The sequence below is a fragment of the Ventosimonas gracilis genome (assembly GCF_001580025.1).
GTDB classification, from domain to species: Bacteria; Pseudomonadota; Gammaproteobacteria; order Pseudomonadales; family Pseudomonadaceae; genus Ventosimonas; species Ventosimonas gracilis.
This window is the reverse complement of record NZ_LSZO01000166.1, coordinates 66,021-80,446: the sequence shown is the minus strand read 5'-3', so window position 1 is coordinate 80,446 and position 14,426 is coordinate 66,021. Positions and strand designations below refer to the sequence as shown.

Annotated in this window: 16 protein-coding genes; 9 read left to right on the top strand and 7 right to left on the bottom strand. The window is 51.2% G+C overall.

All coding sequences use genetic code 11. The features are described from left to right. Positions 1-15 precede the first annotated feature (15 nt). The gene (locus tag AXE65_RS08615; protein ID WP_068390906.1) at positions 16-1,395 is read right to left on the bottom strand and encodes a class II fumarate hydratase; all 1,380 of its coding nucleotides are present in this window, start codon (positions 1,393-1,395) and stop codon (positions 16-18) included. Next, positions 1,388-1,804 carry a hypothetical protein gene (locus AXE65_RS08610; RefSeq protein ID WP_068390903.1) on the bottom strand — a complete coding sequence of 139 codons (417 nt, stop codon included), beginning with the start codon at positions 1,802-1,804 and terminating at the stop codon, positions 1,388-1,390. The genes AXE65_RS08615 and AXE65_RS08610 overlap by 8 nt, the downstream gene beginning before the upstream one ends. A 135-nt stretch (positions 1,805-1,939) precedes the next feature. Between AXE65_RS08610 and AXE65_RS08605 the strand changes: the two genes are divergently transcribed. Further along, positions 1,940-2,386 carry a c-type cytochrome gene (locus AXE65_RS08605; protein WP_439144678.1) on the top strand — a complete coding sequence of 149 codons (447 nt, stop codon included), beginning with the start codon at positions 1,940-1,942 and terminating at the stop codon, positions 2,384-2,386. Here AXE65_RS08605 and AXE65_RS08600 read toward each other — a convergent pair. Further along, a complete protein-coding gene (locus AXE65_RS08600; protein WP_068390899.1) occupies positions 2,365-3,234 on the bottom strand; it encodes a DMT family transporter in 870 nt (289 codons plus the stop codon). The two genes, AXE65_RS08605 and AXE65_RS08600, sit on opposite strands and share 22 nt — an antisense overlap. A gap of 96 nt (positions 3,235-3,330) precedes the next feature. Between AXE65_RS08600 and AXE65_RS08595 the strand changes: the two genes are divergently transcribed. Continuing rightward, complete coding sequence (locus tag AXE65_RS08595; RefSeq protein WP_068390979.1) at positions 3,331-3,849, top strand: gamma carbonic anhydrase family protein; 519 nt, start codon at positions 3,331-3,333, stop codon at positions 3,847-3,849. 263 nt (positions 3,850-4,112) lie between these two features. Here AXE65_RS08595 and AXE65_RS08590 read toward each other — a convergent pair whose 3' ends face one another. Further along, a complete protein-coding gene (locus AXE65_RS08590) occupies positions 4,113-4,913 on the bottom strand; it encodes a cytochrome C assembly family protein (RefSeq protein WP_068390977.1) in 801 nt (266 codons plus the stop codon). A 175-nt stretch (positions 4,914-5,088) separates the two neighbouring features. Here AXE65_RS08590 and pilB point away from each other — a divergent pair, with 175 nt between their 5' ends. The 4 genes from pilB to coaE all read left to right on the top strand — a co-directional run bounded on the left by pilB (position 5,089) and on the right by coaE (position 9,576). Beyond that, positions 5,089-6,789, top strand: a complete 1,701-nt coding sequence (gene pilB / locus AXE65_RS08585; protein ID WP_068390897.1) for a type IV-A pilus assembly ATPase PilB — start codon at positions 5,089-5,091, stop codon at positions 6,787-6,789. A gap of 85 nt (positions 6,790-6,874) precedes the next feature. Beyond that, positions 6,875-8,092, top strand: a complete 1,218-nt coding sequence (locus AXE65_RS08580; protein ID WP_068390969.1) for a type II secretion system F family protein — start codon at positions 6,875-6,877, stop codon at positions 8,090-8,092. Then, entirely contained in the window at positions 8,093-8,962 is an 870-nt protein-coding gene (locus tag AXE65_RS08575; protein ID WP_439144677.1) for a prepilin peptidase, read from the top strand. It begins immediately after the preceding gene. Beyond that, on the top strand, positions 8,962-9,576 hold the full coding sequence (coaE, locus tag AXE65_RS08570; RefSeq protein ID WP_068390894.1) for a dephospho-CoA kinase: 615 nt from the start codon (positions 8,962-8,964) through the stop codon (positions 9,574-9,576). The genes AXE65_RS08575 and coaE overlap by 1 nt, the downstream gene beginning before the upstream one ends. Here the strand turns inward: coaE and AXE65_RS08565 are convergent. Beyond that, the gene (locus AXE65_RS08565) at positions 9,550-10,299 is read right to left on the bottom strand and encodes a response regulator transcription factor (protein WP_068390892.1); all 750 of its coding nucleotides are present in this window, start codon (positions 10,297-10,299) and stop codon (positions 9,550-9,552) included. The two genes, coaE and AXE65_RS08565, sit on opposite strands and share 27 nt — an antisense overlap. A 107-nt stretch (positions 10,300-10,406) precedes the next feature. On the opposite strand from AXE65_RS08565, the gene AXE65_RS08560 reads away from it, so the two are divergent. Both AXE65_RS08560 and AXE65_RS08555 read left to right on the top strand, forming a co-directional pair. After that, positions 10,407-11,219, top strand: a complete 813-nt coding sequence (locus AXE65_RS08560; protein WP_068390967.1) for a carbon-nitrogen hydrolase family protein — start codon at positions 10,407-10,409, stop codon at positions 11,217-11,219. A gap of 34 nt (positions 11,220-11,253) precedes the next feature. Next, positions 11,254-12,570 (top strand): APC family permease, encoded by a 1,317-nt coding sequence (locus tag AXE65_RS08555; protein ID WP_068390889.1) that lies wholly within the window; start codon positions 11,254-11,256, stop codon positions 12,568-12,570. 4 nt (positions 12,571-12,574) lie between these two features. Here the strand turns inward: AXE65_RS08555 and AXE65_RS08550 are convergent, their stop codons facing one another. Then, the gene (locus AXE65_RS08550) at positions 12,575-13,249 is read right to left on the bottom strand and encodes an energy-coupling factor ABC transporter permease (protein ID WP_068390887.1); all 675 of its coding nucleotides are present in this window, start codon (positions 13,247-13,249) and stop codon (positions 12,575-12,577) included. A gap of 43 nt (positions 13,250-13,292) precedes the next feature. Between AXE65_RS08550 and AXE65_RS13355 the strand changes: the two genes are divergently transcribed. Next, positions 13,293-13,469: a DUF3094 family protein gene (locus AXE65_RS13355; RefSeq protein WP_079214110.1), complete on the top strand. Its 177-nt coding sequence runs from the start codon at positions 13,293-13,295 to the stop codon at positions 13,467-13,469. Here AXE65_RS13355 and metR read toward each other — a convergent pair. Further along, a complete protein-coding gene (gene metR, locus AXE65_RS08545; protein ID WP_068390885.1) occupies positions 13,420-14,385 on the bottom strand; it encodes a transcriptional regulator MetR in 966 nt (321 codons plus the stop codon). The two genes, AXE65_RS13355 and metR, sit on opposite strands and share 50 nt — an antisense overlap. Between the last annotated feature and the right edge of the window lie 41 nt (positions 14,386-14,426).

Genomic DNA, 14,426 nt, shown 5'->3' with positions numbered 1-14,426 from the left:
CGGGCGAGGAAAAATCTACAAGCCGCCTTCGGTTAATTTGTTCGGGTCAAGCAGATGCTCTAATTCCGAGCGCTGCAAATCCGTTTGCTCCAATGCCACTTCAATAATCGGACGGGCTTCGCGGTAAGCCTGTTTGGCGATTTCCGCGGCTTTTAGATAGCCGATTCTGGGATTAAGCGCCGTCACCAAAATCGGATTGCGTGACAACGCCTCGCGCAGTCTGGCTTCATTCACACTAAATCCGGCAATTGCCTTATCGGCCAGCAAGCGGCTGCTGCTTGAAAGTAACTGGATGCTTTCCAGCACATTACGGGCGATCAGCGGCAGCATGGCATTCAGCTCAAAATTACCAGACTGCCCGCCGACGGTAATCGCCGCGTCGTTGCCAATCACTTGGGCGCAAACCATCGCTACCGCTTCTGGAATCACTGGATTAACTTTTCCGGGCATAATCGATGAGCCAGGCTGCAAAGCGGGCAGTTCAATTTCCGCCAATCCGGCCAGAGGTCCTGAGTTCATCCAGCGCAAATCATTGGCGATTTTCATCAGGCTAACGGCACTGGTTTTTAACAAACCAGACAGTGCCACAGCCGTATCTTGCGAGCCAATCAAGGCAAAGAAATTCTCACCCCTGGCAAAAGACTGGCCGGTTAATGCGTTAAGTTCTGCGCAGAAAACCCTCGCAAACTGTGCATGCGCATTAATGCCGGTGCCAACCGCCGTGCCGCCTTGAGCCAATTGCAAAAGACTGGGTAAAAGTGCCAAAAGGTTCGCGATATTGGCGTTGATTTGCGCCGCCCAGCCGTCCAGCACTTGGCTTAGCCGCACCGGCATGGCGTCCATCAGATGGGTACGACCGGTTTTAACGTAGGGCTTAACCTGTTGTGACTTTTCCGAAAGTACCTGCACAAGATGCTCAAAAGCCGGCAATAACGCCTTGGAAAGTTCCAGCACCGCGCTGATATGAATGCACGATGGAATCACATCATTACTGCTCTGCCCGCAATTCACATGGTCATTGGCGCTGACCGGCTCGCCCAAGAGTTCGCTGGCGCGATGGGCAATCACCTCGTTGGCGTTCATATTGGTACTGGTGCCGGAACCGGTTTGAAACACATCCAGCGGGAAATGGCGGATAAGGTCGTCGCCTGCCAGTAATTCATCACAAGTCTTGATAATCGCCTCGCCTACTTCCGCTTTAATTTGCCCCAACTGGATATTGCTGCGGGCGGCGGCGCTTTTGGCGAGTATCAGCGCACGAATAAAGGCAAGCGGCATGCGCTGCCCGCTGATGGGGAAATTCAGCAGCGCGCGCCCGGTTTGTGCGCCATAGCGGGCATCAGCGGGCACCGCTAATTCGCCCATGCTGTCGCGTTCAATACGGGTTTTAGTCATGGTCTTTACTCAAAAGCGCCAAATAGGGCAGGGAAGGAGCCAATGGTTTGGACAGTTGCCAAGTAAAACAGTCGATTTGCTGCTGCTCCTCTGCCGTTTGCGCCCCGGCAGTCAGCGTGGCGAGCGGGGCAAAGGCATAATCAAGACACAGGCAGCGCCAATGCCAAGGCAGTGCAGGGTCGTGCGCGGTATCGATCAGCAGGCGAAAACTGATGCTGGCGGCGTACCAGTTAGATAACCTGCCCTGGCGTACGAGACGGGCACCTTCGGCCATAAAGCGGCTAATCAAGCCGCAGTCGTCCACATCCAAAGCGCAGCGGATTTTGCTTTTCAGCCAATGCCAATGTTCCAGCGCATCCGGGCGCTGTTGGCTGAGCCAATGCAGCAGGATTTTCCAAGGCTTGCTCATAGTAAGTCGGCAATCGCACCGCCTCTTAAATTCTATTGATAATTATTATCTATAAATAATTGATCCTATTGCAAGCCCGATTTGGGTTGCGCCAGCCGGACGGGCATACTGTATTTTTTGCTTAGCCGATGAATGATGAACAAAATCTTGCTGTTACTGCTGCTTGCTGGTTTGGCTGCAGGCTGTGGTCAAGAAGACCCCAACTCCCCGTCCGCACTGCGCAAGGCGTTGTTTAAACAGATGTTAAAAGAAAGCGAAAAGCTTTCTGGCATGCTGCGTGGGCGCCTTACCTTTAATGAGATGGAATTTGCCCATGGCGCGAGCCATCTAGCGGAGTTATCCGGGGCTCCTTGGCAACACTTCCCGCCGCCCGAAAGCCAAGAAAAAAGCAGCAATGCACGGCAAGCGGTCTGGCAGCAGCAAGCCCGTTTTGCTGAGCTGGCACGGACACTGGAAATGGCCGCCGATCAATTGCAGCAAGCGAGTGCGCAAAAGCCGCTATCCAAAGAAGCGCTAAGCGCTCCCATGCAGCGCGTGGAACTTGCCTGCAAAGCCTGTCATCAGGAATTTCGCCGTTTTTGAGTGCCGCCTGCGCGCGAGATAAGCACGCTGGCGCTGATAATCAGCGAGCCACCTGCCAACATGGAGAGGCTGGGCTGCTCATGCAGGAAAATCCAAGCGGCGGCGATAGCGTAAACCGCTTCCAGCGCAAGAATGACCGAAACACTGCTGGCGCTGATCCGCTTCAGGCTGGAAGCAATCAAACTGTGCGCGAACGCCGTACAAAGCAGCCCCAGTACCGCCAGCCACAACCAATTCATGGCCTTAAGCGTGGGCAATAAAGGTGCGGCAAAGGGCAACAGGCAAAGCCAAGTGACCAGCGTCATCGATAAGGTGGTTCGGTAAGGCTCAATCTGTTCAAGGTTAAAGCGCATAAGCAGTGACAGTACGGCAAACAATAGCGCCGATAAGGCGGCCCAAAACAGCCCAATATTGCTGCTATTGGTCAGGCTAAAGTCCGGTGCAACCAGTAGCATGCCGACCGATACCAACAGTAGCGCGAGCCATTGCAGCGGACCGGGGCGCCTTCGCAGCAGCAGACTTTCGAGCAGCAGGGCGAATGCCGGAAAAGCGGCAAAACCCAAACCGGCAATGGCGACACCACCAATACTGACCGCGTAAAAAAACAGTGCCCAATGCAGCGCAAGCAGCAATCCACAGAGCAGCAAAAAGCCGTGCTGACGCTTGCTTAAGGCAGTCGATGGTTTGCCGCGAAAGTGGCTAAACAGCCACAAGCAAATAAAGGCAAACAGGGCGCGGCCAAAGGTAATTAAAAGTGGCGTGGCCTCGGACAGCGCACCAAACAGGCCCACCAGTCCAAGCAAAAAGGCGGCCAGATGAATGGCAAACAAGGCGCGTAGCGGGGGCATATCAACCTTAAGGATAAATGGACATGGCAGTCTGCTGGTAAAAAGACCGTTTGCATTACTATGTACAGCCTTCCACTGCAAAACAAGGGAAAAACCGTGAAATACCGTTTAGCCGATAGTCGCCCGGATATTCATCCGCAAAGCTGGATAGCGCCCGATGCGGCGGTCATCGGCAAAGTGAAGCTGGAAAAAGGCGCGAGCGTCTGGTTTGGTGCGGTGCTGCGCGGCGATAACGAACTGATTGGCATCGGGCAAGACAGCAATGTGCAAGATGGCACGGTGATGCACACCGATATGGGTTTGCCGCTCACCTTGGGCAAAGGCGTGACCGTAGGGCACAACGCCACGCTGCACAGTTGCACAGTGGGCGATTACTCACTGGTTGGCATCAATGCAGTTATCTTAAACGGTGCGAGTATCGGCAATTACTGCATTATTGGCGCTAACGCACTGATTACCGAAGGTAAAACCATTCCTGATGGTTCTTTAGTGATGGGGGCACCCGGGCGCGTTGTTCGGCAAGTGACCGATGATGAGAGGCGCTTTTTAGAGTTAAGCGCCCTGCATTACGTAGAAAATGCCAAGCGTTATGCGAGGGAGATGCAAATCTATTAGGGTCTGTTCCCGCTTCAAACGCGAGCCGCGCCGCTGCTCAAAATTTCGCCAGACTAGGCGCAGCATGCAGCCAATGTGTACAACCTTGGCAAGTGCTGCAACAACGTATGGCGAGATTTTGAGCGCAGCCCGAAGGGACGGGCCAGATTTTGTGCGCCGCTGTGTTGCTCGTCGTTCATTTGCATAAGCAAATTTCTCTCCTCGCGCCTTGCTGCGCACAAAATCTGGCTCCGTCGCGGCCACGTTTGAAGCGGGAGCAGACCCTAAACGTGCAGAATAAATTCACGCACCAGCTTGCTGCCAAAATAAGCCAGCATCAGCAGACAAAAGCCCGATAACGTCCAGCGAATGGCGCGAAAGCCGCGCCAGCCGCGCTGGTGCCGTCCCCAGAGCAGCACCGCAAACAGCACCCAGGCCAGACAAGAGAGCAGGGTTTTATGCGCCAGATGCTGCGCGAATAAATCCTCCAAAAACAGCCAGCCGGACAGCAGCGACAGCGAAAGCAGCAGCCAACCTGCCCAAAGAAAGCCAAATAACAGGCTCTCCATCGTTTGCAGCGGTGGAAAATTTTGGATAAGGCCAGAGGGATGCTTGTGCTTTAACTGATGATCCTGAAACAGCAGCAAAAGTGACTGCAACATGGCAATGGTTAAAAGCCCATAAGCGAGGATGGACAGCAAAATATGCGAGACCATCCCCGGCGCGGGCGCAATTTCGGCCTGCGTGCCAAGCGGCGCAAACTGCGCCAAAAGCACGGTCAAAGCACCCAGCGGAAACAACAACAGCAGCAAGTTTTCCACCGGCAAACGGATAAGTGAAAGCAAAATCAGCGCAATGACCGCCGCAGTAATCAAACTGGCGGCGTGGAAAAAATTAAGCGAAAAAGCAGCCGGAGCCAGCAACTGCATAGCAAGCGCTAGCGCGTGCAACGCCAATGCGGGAAGGGCAAGCAGTAGCAACAGGCGTAAATCCGGCACCAAGCGCCGCGCAAAACGTCGCGATTGGTAAACCGTGGCCGAAATATAAAAAGCAGCAGCAATCACACTCGGCAGCAAATAGGGCATAGGAATAAGACGGGCAGGCAGTGGCAGAAAGGCGCAGAGTTTGGCATACAAGCTGCAATGACGAAAGGTACAGGTAGGCTTTGGCCTTGCGCCATGTCATGCAAAATTTTCTATTTGCTAGGCAAATTATGCGCGGGTAGGTTATAAAGAGCCGCATTTATCGCTGAGGTCTTTTATGAGTTCTTCTTCTGCTGCAACCATCGTGCTTTCCGGTTTGGCCAGACAAATAGTGCGCAGCGGACTGCTTGCGGAAAACTTGGTACGTGACGCCAGCGTTAAAGCACAAGCAGAAAAACTGCCTTTAATCAGTTACTTGGTGCAGAACAAGCTGGCCGGTAGCCGCGTGCTGATGGAATTGGCCGCCGAGCAGTTTGGCATGGCCTTTATGGATATTACCAGTATCGATAAAGACAGCCAGCCCAAAGATATTGTTAAAGAAAAACTGGCGCAGCAGCATCAAGTATTGCCATTGTTTAAACGCGGTAATACTTTGTTTATTGGCCTGTCCGACCCGGTCAATCATCAAGCACTTTCTGATTTGCAATTCAGCACCGGCCTTAATATTGAGCCGGTATTGGTTGAAGATGACAAACTGCGTACTGCCATTGATAAGTTCTATGAATCGACCAGTTCACCACTGGGCAATTTATCCGATGACGCACTGGAAAATCTGGATACGGCAGCAGCACCCGGTAATGACGATGAAACAGCAGATGATGCACCGGTTGTGCGTTTTGTCCATAAACTGCTGCTTGATGCGATTAAAGGCGGCGCTTCCGATTTGCATTTTGAACCTTATGAAAAAAACTACCGCGTACGTTTTCGCACCGACGGTGTTTTGCATGAAGTCAGCCGCCCACCCGTGCAATTGGCACCGCGTATTTCCGCCCGTCTTAAAGTGATGGCTGAGCTTGATATTTCCGAACGCCGCAAACCGCAAGATGGGCGCATCAAACTGAAAGTAACCGATAAAAAATCCATCGATTTTCGTGTGAATACCTGTCCCACCCTTTGGGGTGAAAAAGTGGTTATGCGTATATTGGATTCTTCCAGCGCACAAATGGGTATTGATGCCTTAGGTTATGAAGACGAGCAAAAAGCGCTGTATCTGGCCGCATTAAAACAACCGCAAGGGATGATTTTGGTGACCGGCCCGACCGGTTCTGGTAAAACCGTTTCGCTTTATACTGGCCTTAATATTCTAAATACCCCAGACGTTAATATTTCCACTGCCGAAGACCCGGTAGAAATTAACTTGGAAGGTATTAACCAGGTCAACGTCAATCCGAAACAAGGGATGGATTTTGCGCAAGCCTTACGCGCCTTTTTACGGCAAGACCCGGACATTATCATGGTCGGCGAAATCCGTGACCTGGAAACCGCAGAAATCGCCATTAAAGCCGCACAGACCGGCCATATGGTGATGTCCACCTTGCATACCAACAGCGCCGCAGAAACCTTGACCCGTTTGCGCAATATGGGTGTGGCGGCTTTTAATATTGCCACTTCAGTCAACTTGATTATTGCGCAACGACTGGCGCGAAGATTATGCTCGCACTGTAAAAAGACCGTTGACGTACCGCATGAAACCTTACGTCATGAGGGTTTTCCAGAAGATAAAATAGGTCAGTTCAAACTCTATGCACCGGTTGGCTGTGAAAACTGCAATGGCGGTTACAAAGGGCGTGTCGGTATTTATGAAGTGGTTAAAAATACCCCCGCACTGCAACGCATTATTATGGATGAAGGCAATGCCATCGATATTGCCGCGCAAATGCGCCAAGACGGTTTTAATGACCTGCGTACCTCGGGTTTGCGCAAAGCTATGCAAGGATTAACCAGTTTGGAAGAAGTCAACCGGGTCACTAAAGACTGATGGTTGGCAGTAGTCTTTAAGTTCTTTTTAAGGTTATTGATAGTCCACCCGCCTTTAAATAGGCTCGCTCAACGGGGCAGAAATGATGGCTGCAAAAACATTGAAAACGGTCACTTTTGCGTGGGAAGGTAAAGACCGCCAAGGCACCCTGGTCAAAGGTGAAATGAATGGGCAAGACCCCAATCTGATTCGCGCGCAACTGCGAAAGCAAGGCATTAAGCCGCTAAAGGTACGTAAAAAAGCGGCTTCACTGTTTGCGCCAGGCAAAAAAATAACACCCATGGATATTGCCACCTTTACCCGGCAAATGGCGACCATGATGAAAGCGGGTGTACCGATGCTGCAAAGTTTGGATTTAGTGATTGAAGGTTCAGAAAATCCAAGAATGCGTGTGCTGATTGAGGGCATTAAACAAGATGTTGCCGCTGGTAACAGCTTGGCTTTTGCGCTGCGCAAGCAGCCACTTTATTTTGATGACCTTTATTGCAACCTGGTTGAGTCTGGCGAACAATCGGGAGCATTGGAAACCTTGCTTGAGCGTGTTGCCAGTTATAAAGAAAAAAGTGAAACGCTAAAAAGTAAAGTTAAAAAAGCCATGGTTTACCCGATTGCGGTTATGGTCGTCGCAGTAGCAGTAACGGCTATTTTGTTGATTAAAGTAGTGCCGCAATTTAAAGAGGTATTTGAAGGCTTTGGCGCTGAACTACCCGCCTTTACCATGATGGTCGTTCATCTTTCAGAAGGTTTGCAGGAGGACTGGTTTATTATCCTGTTGTGTTTAGTCGGTGTTGGCTATGGATTCAGCGAAACAAAAAAACGCTCAGAAAAATTTCGAGATATGCTGGATCGATTTGTATTGAAAATACCGGTTATTGGCGAAATTCTTTACAAGTCGGCCGTTGCGCGTTTTGCGCGTACCCTTTCCACCACCTTTGCCGCCGGTGTGCCATTAACGGATGCATTGGATTCAGTCGCTGGCGCAACCGGTAATGTGGTATTTCGTGACGCCACGCAAAAAATTAAAGCCGATGTGTCGAGCGGTACACAGCTTAATTTTTCCATGCGTAGTGCGAATATTTTCCCGCCACTGGCCATACAAATGACGGCTATTGGTGAAGAGTCCGGCTCGCTTGATTATATGCTGGATAAAGTCGCCGGTATTTATGAAGAAGAGGTTGATAACCTGGTGGACAGTCTGACCGCTTTAATGGAACCCATGATTATGGTGGTGCTTGGTATTTTGGTCGGCGGTTTGATCATTGCCATGTATCTTCCTATCTTCCAATTGGGCAGCGTGGTTTAAGTGCAGGCGGTTGCTTTTCTGGCCGAAAATATCCCGATGCAGGTTATTTCGGCATTGTTGCTTGGCATGATAGTCGGCAGCTTTTTAAATGTAGTGGTTTATCGCTTGCCAAAAATGTTGCTGCGTGATTGGCAAGTGCAAGCGCGTGAAGTATTGGGACTGCCTGCTGAACCACAACAAAGCACTTTTAATCTGATGCTGCCGCGCTCGCGCTGTCCACACTGCGGGCACGCCATCCGCTCCTGGGAAAATATCCCGCTCTTCAGTTACCTGATGCTGGGTGGCAAATGCGCTAACTGTAAAACCTCCATCAGCCTGCGCTATCCGCTGGTGGAGCTGTTTGCCGGGCTGATTTCGGCGCTGGTGGTCTGGCATTTTGGCCTTAATTGGCAGGCCGCCGCCATGTTGCTGCTGAGTTGGGGTTTGCTCGCCATGAGCCTGATTGATGCAGACCACCAATTGCTGCCGGATGCGCTGGTACTGCCGCTGCTTTGGCTAGGCTTGCTGGTGAATTCGCAAGGACTGTTTGTGCCGCTCGCTGATGCGCTTTGGGGCGCCGCTTTGGGCTATCTCAGCCTGTGGTCGATTTACTGGCTGTTCAAACTGATAACCGGTAAAGAGGGCATGGGCTATGGCGACTTTAAACTGCTTGCCATGCTGGGGGCTTGGGGCGGCTGGCAGGTGCTGCCGATGACCGTGCTGCTGTCTTCTTTGACCGGCGCGGTGCTGGGCATTATTTTTCTGCGTCTGCGCGGTCAAGACAGCAACACAACCTTGCCTTTTGGCCCTTATCTTGCGTTGGCGGGTTGGCTTGCCCTGCTGTTTGGTGAGCAAATCAGCAGTCATTATCTAAAACTCTTTGCCTTCTGATGAGCGACTGGATACTGGGCTTAACCGGCGGCATTGGCAGCGGCAAAAGCAGCGCCGCGCGTTGCTTTGCCGCGCTTGGTGTGGACTGTGTGGATGCAGACATTGCCGCGCGCCAAGTGGTTGAGCCGGGAACCGCTGCGCTTGCCGCCATTGCTCAGCAGTTTGGCGCGGATATTTTGTTGGCCGATGGGCAGCTTGACCGCGCTGCCTTGCGCCAGCGGATTTTTGCAGACCCTGCACAAAGAAACTGGCTGGAAGAACTGCTGCATCCGCTTATCCGCAAACAACTAAAAGCGGATTTGGCCGCAGCAAAATCACCTTACGCCATTTTGGTTTCACCGCTGCTGATCGAATCGGGGCAGCGGTTAATGTGTTCGCGCGTATTGGTCATTGATCTGCCAAAAAATCTGCAAATTGAACGCAGCATGCAGCGCGATGGCAATACGCGCGAACAGATTGAAGCGATTTTAAATGCCCAGTTAAGCCGTCAAGAGCGCTTAAGCCATGCCGATGATGTACTGGTTAATGATAAAGATCAGGCTTGGCTGCAAAGCGAAGTAAAGCGGCTGCATGAATTTTATTTAAATTTAACTTTTACCCAAAAAAATCAATAATAGTTCAGCTTGGGTTTTAATATTGAGCTTGCTGTAAATATGTCGCCGGTGCGTTTTTATGGTGTCCAGCGCAATATTTAGATGACTCGCCATGCCCTTGTTGGAATGACCGGATAACATCAGCCGCACAATTTCCAGTTCGCGCGCCGTTAATGTCTCGCGCAAGGCTTGCAAATTATCTGTGATGGCGGGTGTTTCGATTTTTTCATAAGCCATGCGCTGGCGCAGTAATGCCAATACCCAGGGCTTGATTAAACTGAACCAGCCAATTTCGGCTTCGCTGAATTTTTGCTCAGAGCCAAGGGATAACAGAACCAATCGATTGTTCGGCAGCAAGCAGTTAAATTGCACTTCGTCGGCAACAATATTGAGCTTGAAATAGCGCTGATAATACTCGGTTGCTGCAAAATAATCCGGCGCAACATCGGCGAGCTGAAATAATCCGCTTTGTGGTTGTTCGCCATTAACCCGCCAAAACGGATCAATGCGGTAAAAGCCTTTTAAATAATCCTGAAACAGTGCATCTGAGCCGCCGTCCGCTGCGGGCGATTCGGCGAGCAGCGAAGGTGTGCCCTGTTCAAATACAAGCGCAACCCAATTATTAACATTAACGCCACTGCCCACACGGCGCACCAATGCTTGCCAAAATCCGGCTTGGTCAAGCCGTTCAATCAAGACGCCAAATGAGCGGTGCCAAGCGATTTCATGCAGATTGCGGAACATTATCACCCCTTGGGATTAGCCTTATTGCGGGATTGTTGCAAGCCATCCCATGCGCACAATAGCAAAATCACAAAGCCAACAAAGGTAATATCCGCATGACTCCCGCAATCAAAGTGGAACTGGCACAAATCGCCATTACTGATGGCGACCTGCAAGGCAGTTTGGCGCGTACTTTGGCCGTTATTGAAACGGCCGCAGCCGATACTGATTTATTGGTGCTTCCTGAATCCTGCTTGGGCGGATTTCCAGGCAAAGCCAATGTGGCAAGGCTGGCCGAACCTTTAAACGGGCCAAGTTTAACGGCAGTTTGTAATGCTGCTAAGGCTAAAGGTATTTCCGTTGCGTTAGGTTTTACTGAAGAAGATAACGGGCGCTTTTTTAATAGCAGCGTATTGATTGAGCCAGAGCAAGGCATCGTACTGCATTACCGCAAAACCCATCTTTGGCCGGGCGAAGTGGGTATTGTCGAAGCAGGCAATCGTTTGGTGACGACGCTGTGGAAGGGTATCCGTGTCGGTTTTTTGATTTGCTATGACATTGAGTTCCCCGAAACTGCACGTGCATTGGGGCAATTAGGCGCACAAATGCTGCTTGTCACCAATGGCAATTTTGACCCGGACGGCCCAATTCACCGCACCTGCATTATGGCGCGGGCAATGGAAAATCAGGCTTTCGCGCTGATGGTTAATCGCTGCGGTAGCAATGAAGAGTTGGCTTTCTGCGGCGGTTCCGCCGCGGTCTCCCCGTTTGGCAAACTGCTTGCCGAAGCCGGACGCAATGAAACGCGCATCAGTCTTTCGCTGGATTTATCGCAACTGGCGGCTTCACGCGAGGCTTATGGTTACCGGAGAGACCAGCGTATCCAATTACCCGGGCAAGTGATTGAACAGGGCGATTACAAAGCACTGCAGATAGCTTAAGCAACGCAGTTATAACAACAATTTTGGAGCAAGCATGAACATTCAACTAAAACGTACCTTGACACTCTGGCCGCTGGTTCTGTTTGGTGTGGGGTTAATTACGCCGATTATTGTATTGGGCACTTTTGGCATTTTAAGTGATGCCAGTGGCGGTCATACACCGATGTCTTATCTGGTTGCCATGACTGCCATGTTATTAACGGCGCTCAGTTATGCACATATGGCAAAAGCCTTACCTAATTCCGGTTCATCCTATAGCTATGTCCGTAAGACGATGGATGCGCGCTTGGGCTTTATGACCGGCTGGGCGATTTTATTGGATTACCTGTTTTTGCCAATGGCGATTTGGCTGATTGGCAGTGCTTATTTAAGCTCGGCTTTTCCGCAAATTCCAGGCTTTATTTGGCTGCTGGCTTTTATTGGCATCACTTCGGTCATCAATATTATCGGACTTAAACTGGCGGCAACGCTGAATATGCTGCTGTTATTGATTGAGATTTTGGTGCTTTTTGCCTTTTTAGTACTCTGTTTGCATTATACATTGGGCGACCCGAGTAAAGCGTTGTTCAGTTTAAAACCTTTTTTCAGCAGTGATATGCAATGGCCTTTGATTATGGGCGGTGCGGCGATTGCCTGTTATTCCTATATTGGCTTTGATGCGGTCAGTACGCTAAGTGAAGAAACCCATAATCCAGAAAAAACCATCCCGCGGGCGATTTTGTGGGTAACGGTTATCAGCGGGCTGATTTTTTGTGTAACCGCCTATATTGTACAGGTGGCTGCGGCGGATTTGGTTTTTGACAATATTGATGCCGCTGCCTATGAGATTGCACTTAATATCGGCGGTGATATTTTTGTTTCGATTTTTTTGATTGGTCTGGTGCTTGGCCAGTTTATTTCCGGCATTGCCGCGCAAGCCGGTGGTTCACGCCTGCTCTATGCGATGGGGCGTGATGGCGTATTGCCGAAAGCCTTTTTTGGCTGGCTGTCACCACGTTTTGGCACGCCGATGTTTTGTATTGGTTTAAGTGGCGTTATCGCTTTGTTGGCGCTGACTATGGATGTCACCACTTCAACGTCTTTTATCAATTTTGGCGCTTTTTTAACCTTTATTATGGTTAATTTGTCGGTGGTTTTTTATTATTGGATAAAACTTAAAAAGCGTGGTGTGCAGGCTACTCTATGGTTTTTATGCTGTCCACTGGCGGGCGTGCTGGCCGATATTTGGCTGATGATTAGTCTTGATCAAAAAGCGGTTATTTTAGGCTTGTGCTGGCTTTTGGTGGGTTTTCTTTGGCTTTTATATTTAACTGCCGGGTTAAGACGCGAGCCGCCCGAATTATCGATTTAACGCTTTATTGTTTCCAGGGCGCGGCGAGATAGCGGGTGCGGTTAAAAGTTTCCAGCCAATCGGGTTCAAATATCACCAGCGCACTAATCAGTGCGCCGTTGATAAAGGCTTCGGGAAACATTAACAGCCATAAGTAACCGGCAAGTTCGGGAAATTCCGGCGGCAGCGTAAAGCGTCCACCTGCGAGTAATAAAGTAAAACCGGCGAGCAGAACAGCAATGACGGTTAAAGCCGCCGGGAAAAAGGCGCAGCAGAAGATATAGATAAACAGATTGCGCGGTGCGAAATATTCGACGGCCGTGGAACAAAGTTTGGCAATCAATACCGGCAGCAGCACCACTAACAAGCCATTAGTGCCTAATGCCAGCGGGTTTTGTGCGCTTATCCAAAGTAGCGCCAGTTGGGCAAGAAAGCCGGCCAAGATAGCCAGTGGCCAGTCGAGCAATAAAGTAACGGCGGTCATGCCGATCAGTTGGTAGGAAAGCCCGGAGACAAAGTCATGGCGCAATAACCAGAGCAGGCCCAGCGCAAAGACGGTAGCGAGCAGTAGATGTTGGCGGCGGCTGTCGCTGAATAATTCCAGCCAGGGTGCTCGGCAGAGGGCGTACAGCACTATCGAAAGATAAAAGAGTAAGCTCAAAATCAGCATTGGCAGGGGTAATAGACTGTGCTCAATCATGATATTTTCCCTCTTCTCCAGCCGCTCATCTTGAGAAATCCTTATGTCCAGTCGCCTTAATCCAGAAGACCAACAACGGGTTGACCAGTATTTAAGCAGCGCCCCGCAACATCAGGTGGAGCGCAGGCCTTTTAGGCCCTTGCTGCTGCTTTGGGTGGTGCTTGGCGTCGTCATCGGGATTGGCCTGATAAGTCGTCTGCTGGCTTGGTGGCTGGTGTAGCTTCGCTATTTTGTGTCTTACCCACTAAATCGCCGGAAACATCTTTGGCGGTGAGTAAAAAGTCGCGCATAAAGGGGGCGTCAAGCATATCGCTGCGCAGCGCCGCATAGAGTGTGGCAAATAAGCCTTTGCTGCCCAGTTTTTTCGCGCTGACATAGCCACGTGTACTGTATTCAAGCAGCGCCCAGTTGGGCAGGCTGCATACGCCACGACCACTGGCGACCAGTTGCATCATCATCAGGGTCAGTTCGGCGGTGCGCACCTCAAGGGGTTCCACGCCAGCGGGTTCCAAAAAGCGCGTGAAGATATCCAGCCGGTCGCGCTCAATCGGGTAGGTAATCAGGGTTTCAGTGGCGAGATCCTGCGGGTTGATGTGCAATTTGTGCGCAAGCGGGTGCTCGTTGGCAACGGCCAGCAGCGCTTCATAGCTAAACAGCGGCACGTAGGTAATGCCGGGTAAATCGAGTGGGTCGCTGGTGACCACCAGGTCTAAATCGCCGCGCGACAGTGCCGGTAGCGGGGCGAAGGAAAAACCGGAAGCGAGGTCAATTTCCACCTCCGGCCAGGCATCGCGGAACTGGTCGATACAGGGCATCAGCCACTGAAAACAACTGTGACACTCAATCGCCATATGCAGGCGGCCCGCCGTACCACCGGCCAGCCTTGCCAGGTCGCGTTCGGCACGGCGCAGTGCCGGCAGCACTTCATCGGCCAGTTGCAGCAGGCGAAGACCTGCGCTGGTAAAGCGTAGCGGTTTGCTTTTACGTACAAACAGTGCCAGCCCCAAGCGTTCTTCCAATTCCTTAAATTGGTAGGACAGCGCCGACTGACTTAAATGCAGACGCAAGGCGGCGTCGACGACTGAGCCGGTTTCGTGCAGACAGTGCAGGGTTTTCAGATGGCGAACTTCAAGCAAGGCAAGCTCCGAACCGTTAAATGTTGCGCAATGCTAGCGCA

Coding starts and splice junctions, on each gene's coding strand:
- coaE (WP_068390894.1), top strand. CDS start 8,962: ATGAGCGACTGGATACTGGGCTTAACCGGCGGCATTGGCAGCGGCAAA.
- AXE65_RS08600 (WP_068390899.1), bottom strand. CDS start 3,234: ATGCCCCCGCTACGCGCCTTGTTTGCCATTCATCTGGCCGCCTTTTTG.
- AXE65_RS08565 (WP_068390892.1), bottom strand. CDS start 10,299: ATGTTCCGCAATCTGCATGAAATCGCTTGGCACCGCTCATTTGGCGTC.
- AXE65_RS08590 (WP_068390977.1), bottom strand. CDS start 4,913: ATGCCCTATTTGCTGCCGAGTGTGATTGCTGCTGCTTTTTATATTTCG.
- AXE65_RS08610 (WP_068390903.1), bottom strand. CDS start 1,804: ATGAGCAAGCCTTGGAAAATCCTGCTGCATTGGCTCAGCCAACAGCGC.
- AXE65_RS08550 (WP_068390887.1), bottom strand. CDS start 13,249: ATGATTGAGCACAGTCTATTACCCCTGCCAATGCTGATTTTGAGCTTA.
- AXE65_RS08605 (WP_439144678.1), top strand. CDS start 1,940: ATGAACAAAATCTTGCTGTTACTGCTGCTTGCTGGTTTGGCTGCAGGC.
- AXE65_RS08580 (WP_068390969.1), top strand. CDS start 6,875: ATGGCTGCAAAAACATTGAAAACGGTCACTTTTGCGTGGGAAGGTAAA.
- AXE65_RS08555 (WP_068390889.1), top strand. CDS start 11,254: ATGAACATTCAACTAAAACGTACCTTGACACTCTGGCCGCTGGTTCTG.
- AXE65_RS13355 (WP_079214110.1), top strand. CDS start 13,293: ATGTCCAGTCGCCTTAATCCAGAAGACCAACAACGGGTTGACCAGTAT.
- pilB (WP_068390897.1), top strand. CDS start 5,089: ATGAGTTCTTCTTCTGCTGCAACCATCGTGCTTTCCGGTTTGGCCAGA.
- AXE65_RS08615 (WP_068390906.1), bottom strand. CDS start 1,395: ATGACTAAAACCCGTATTGAACGCGACAGCATGGGCGAATTAGCGGTG.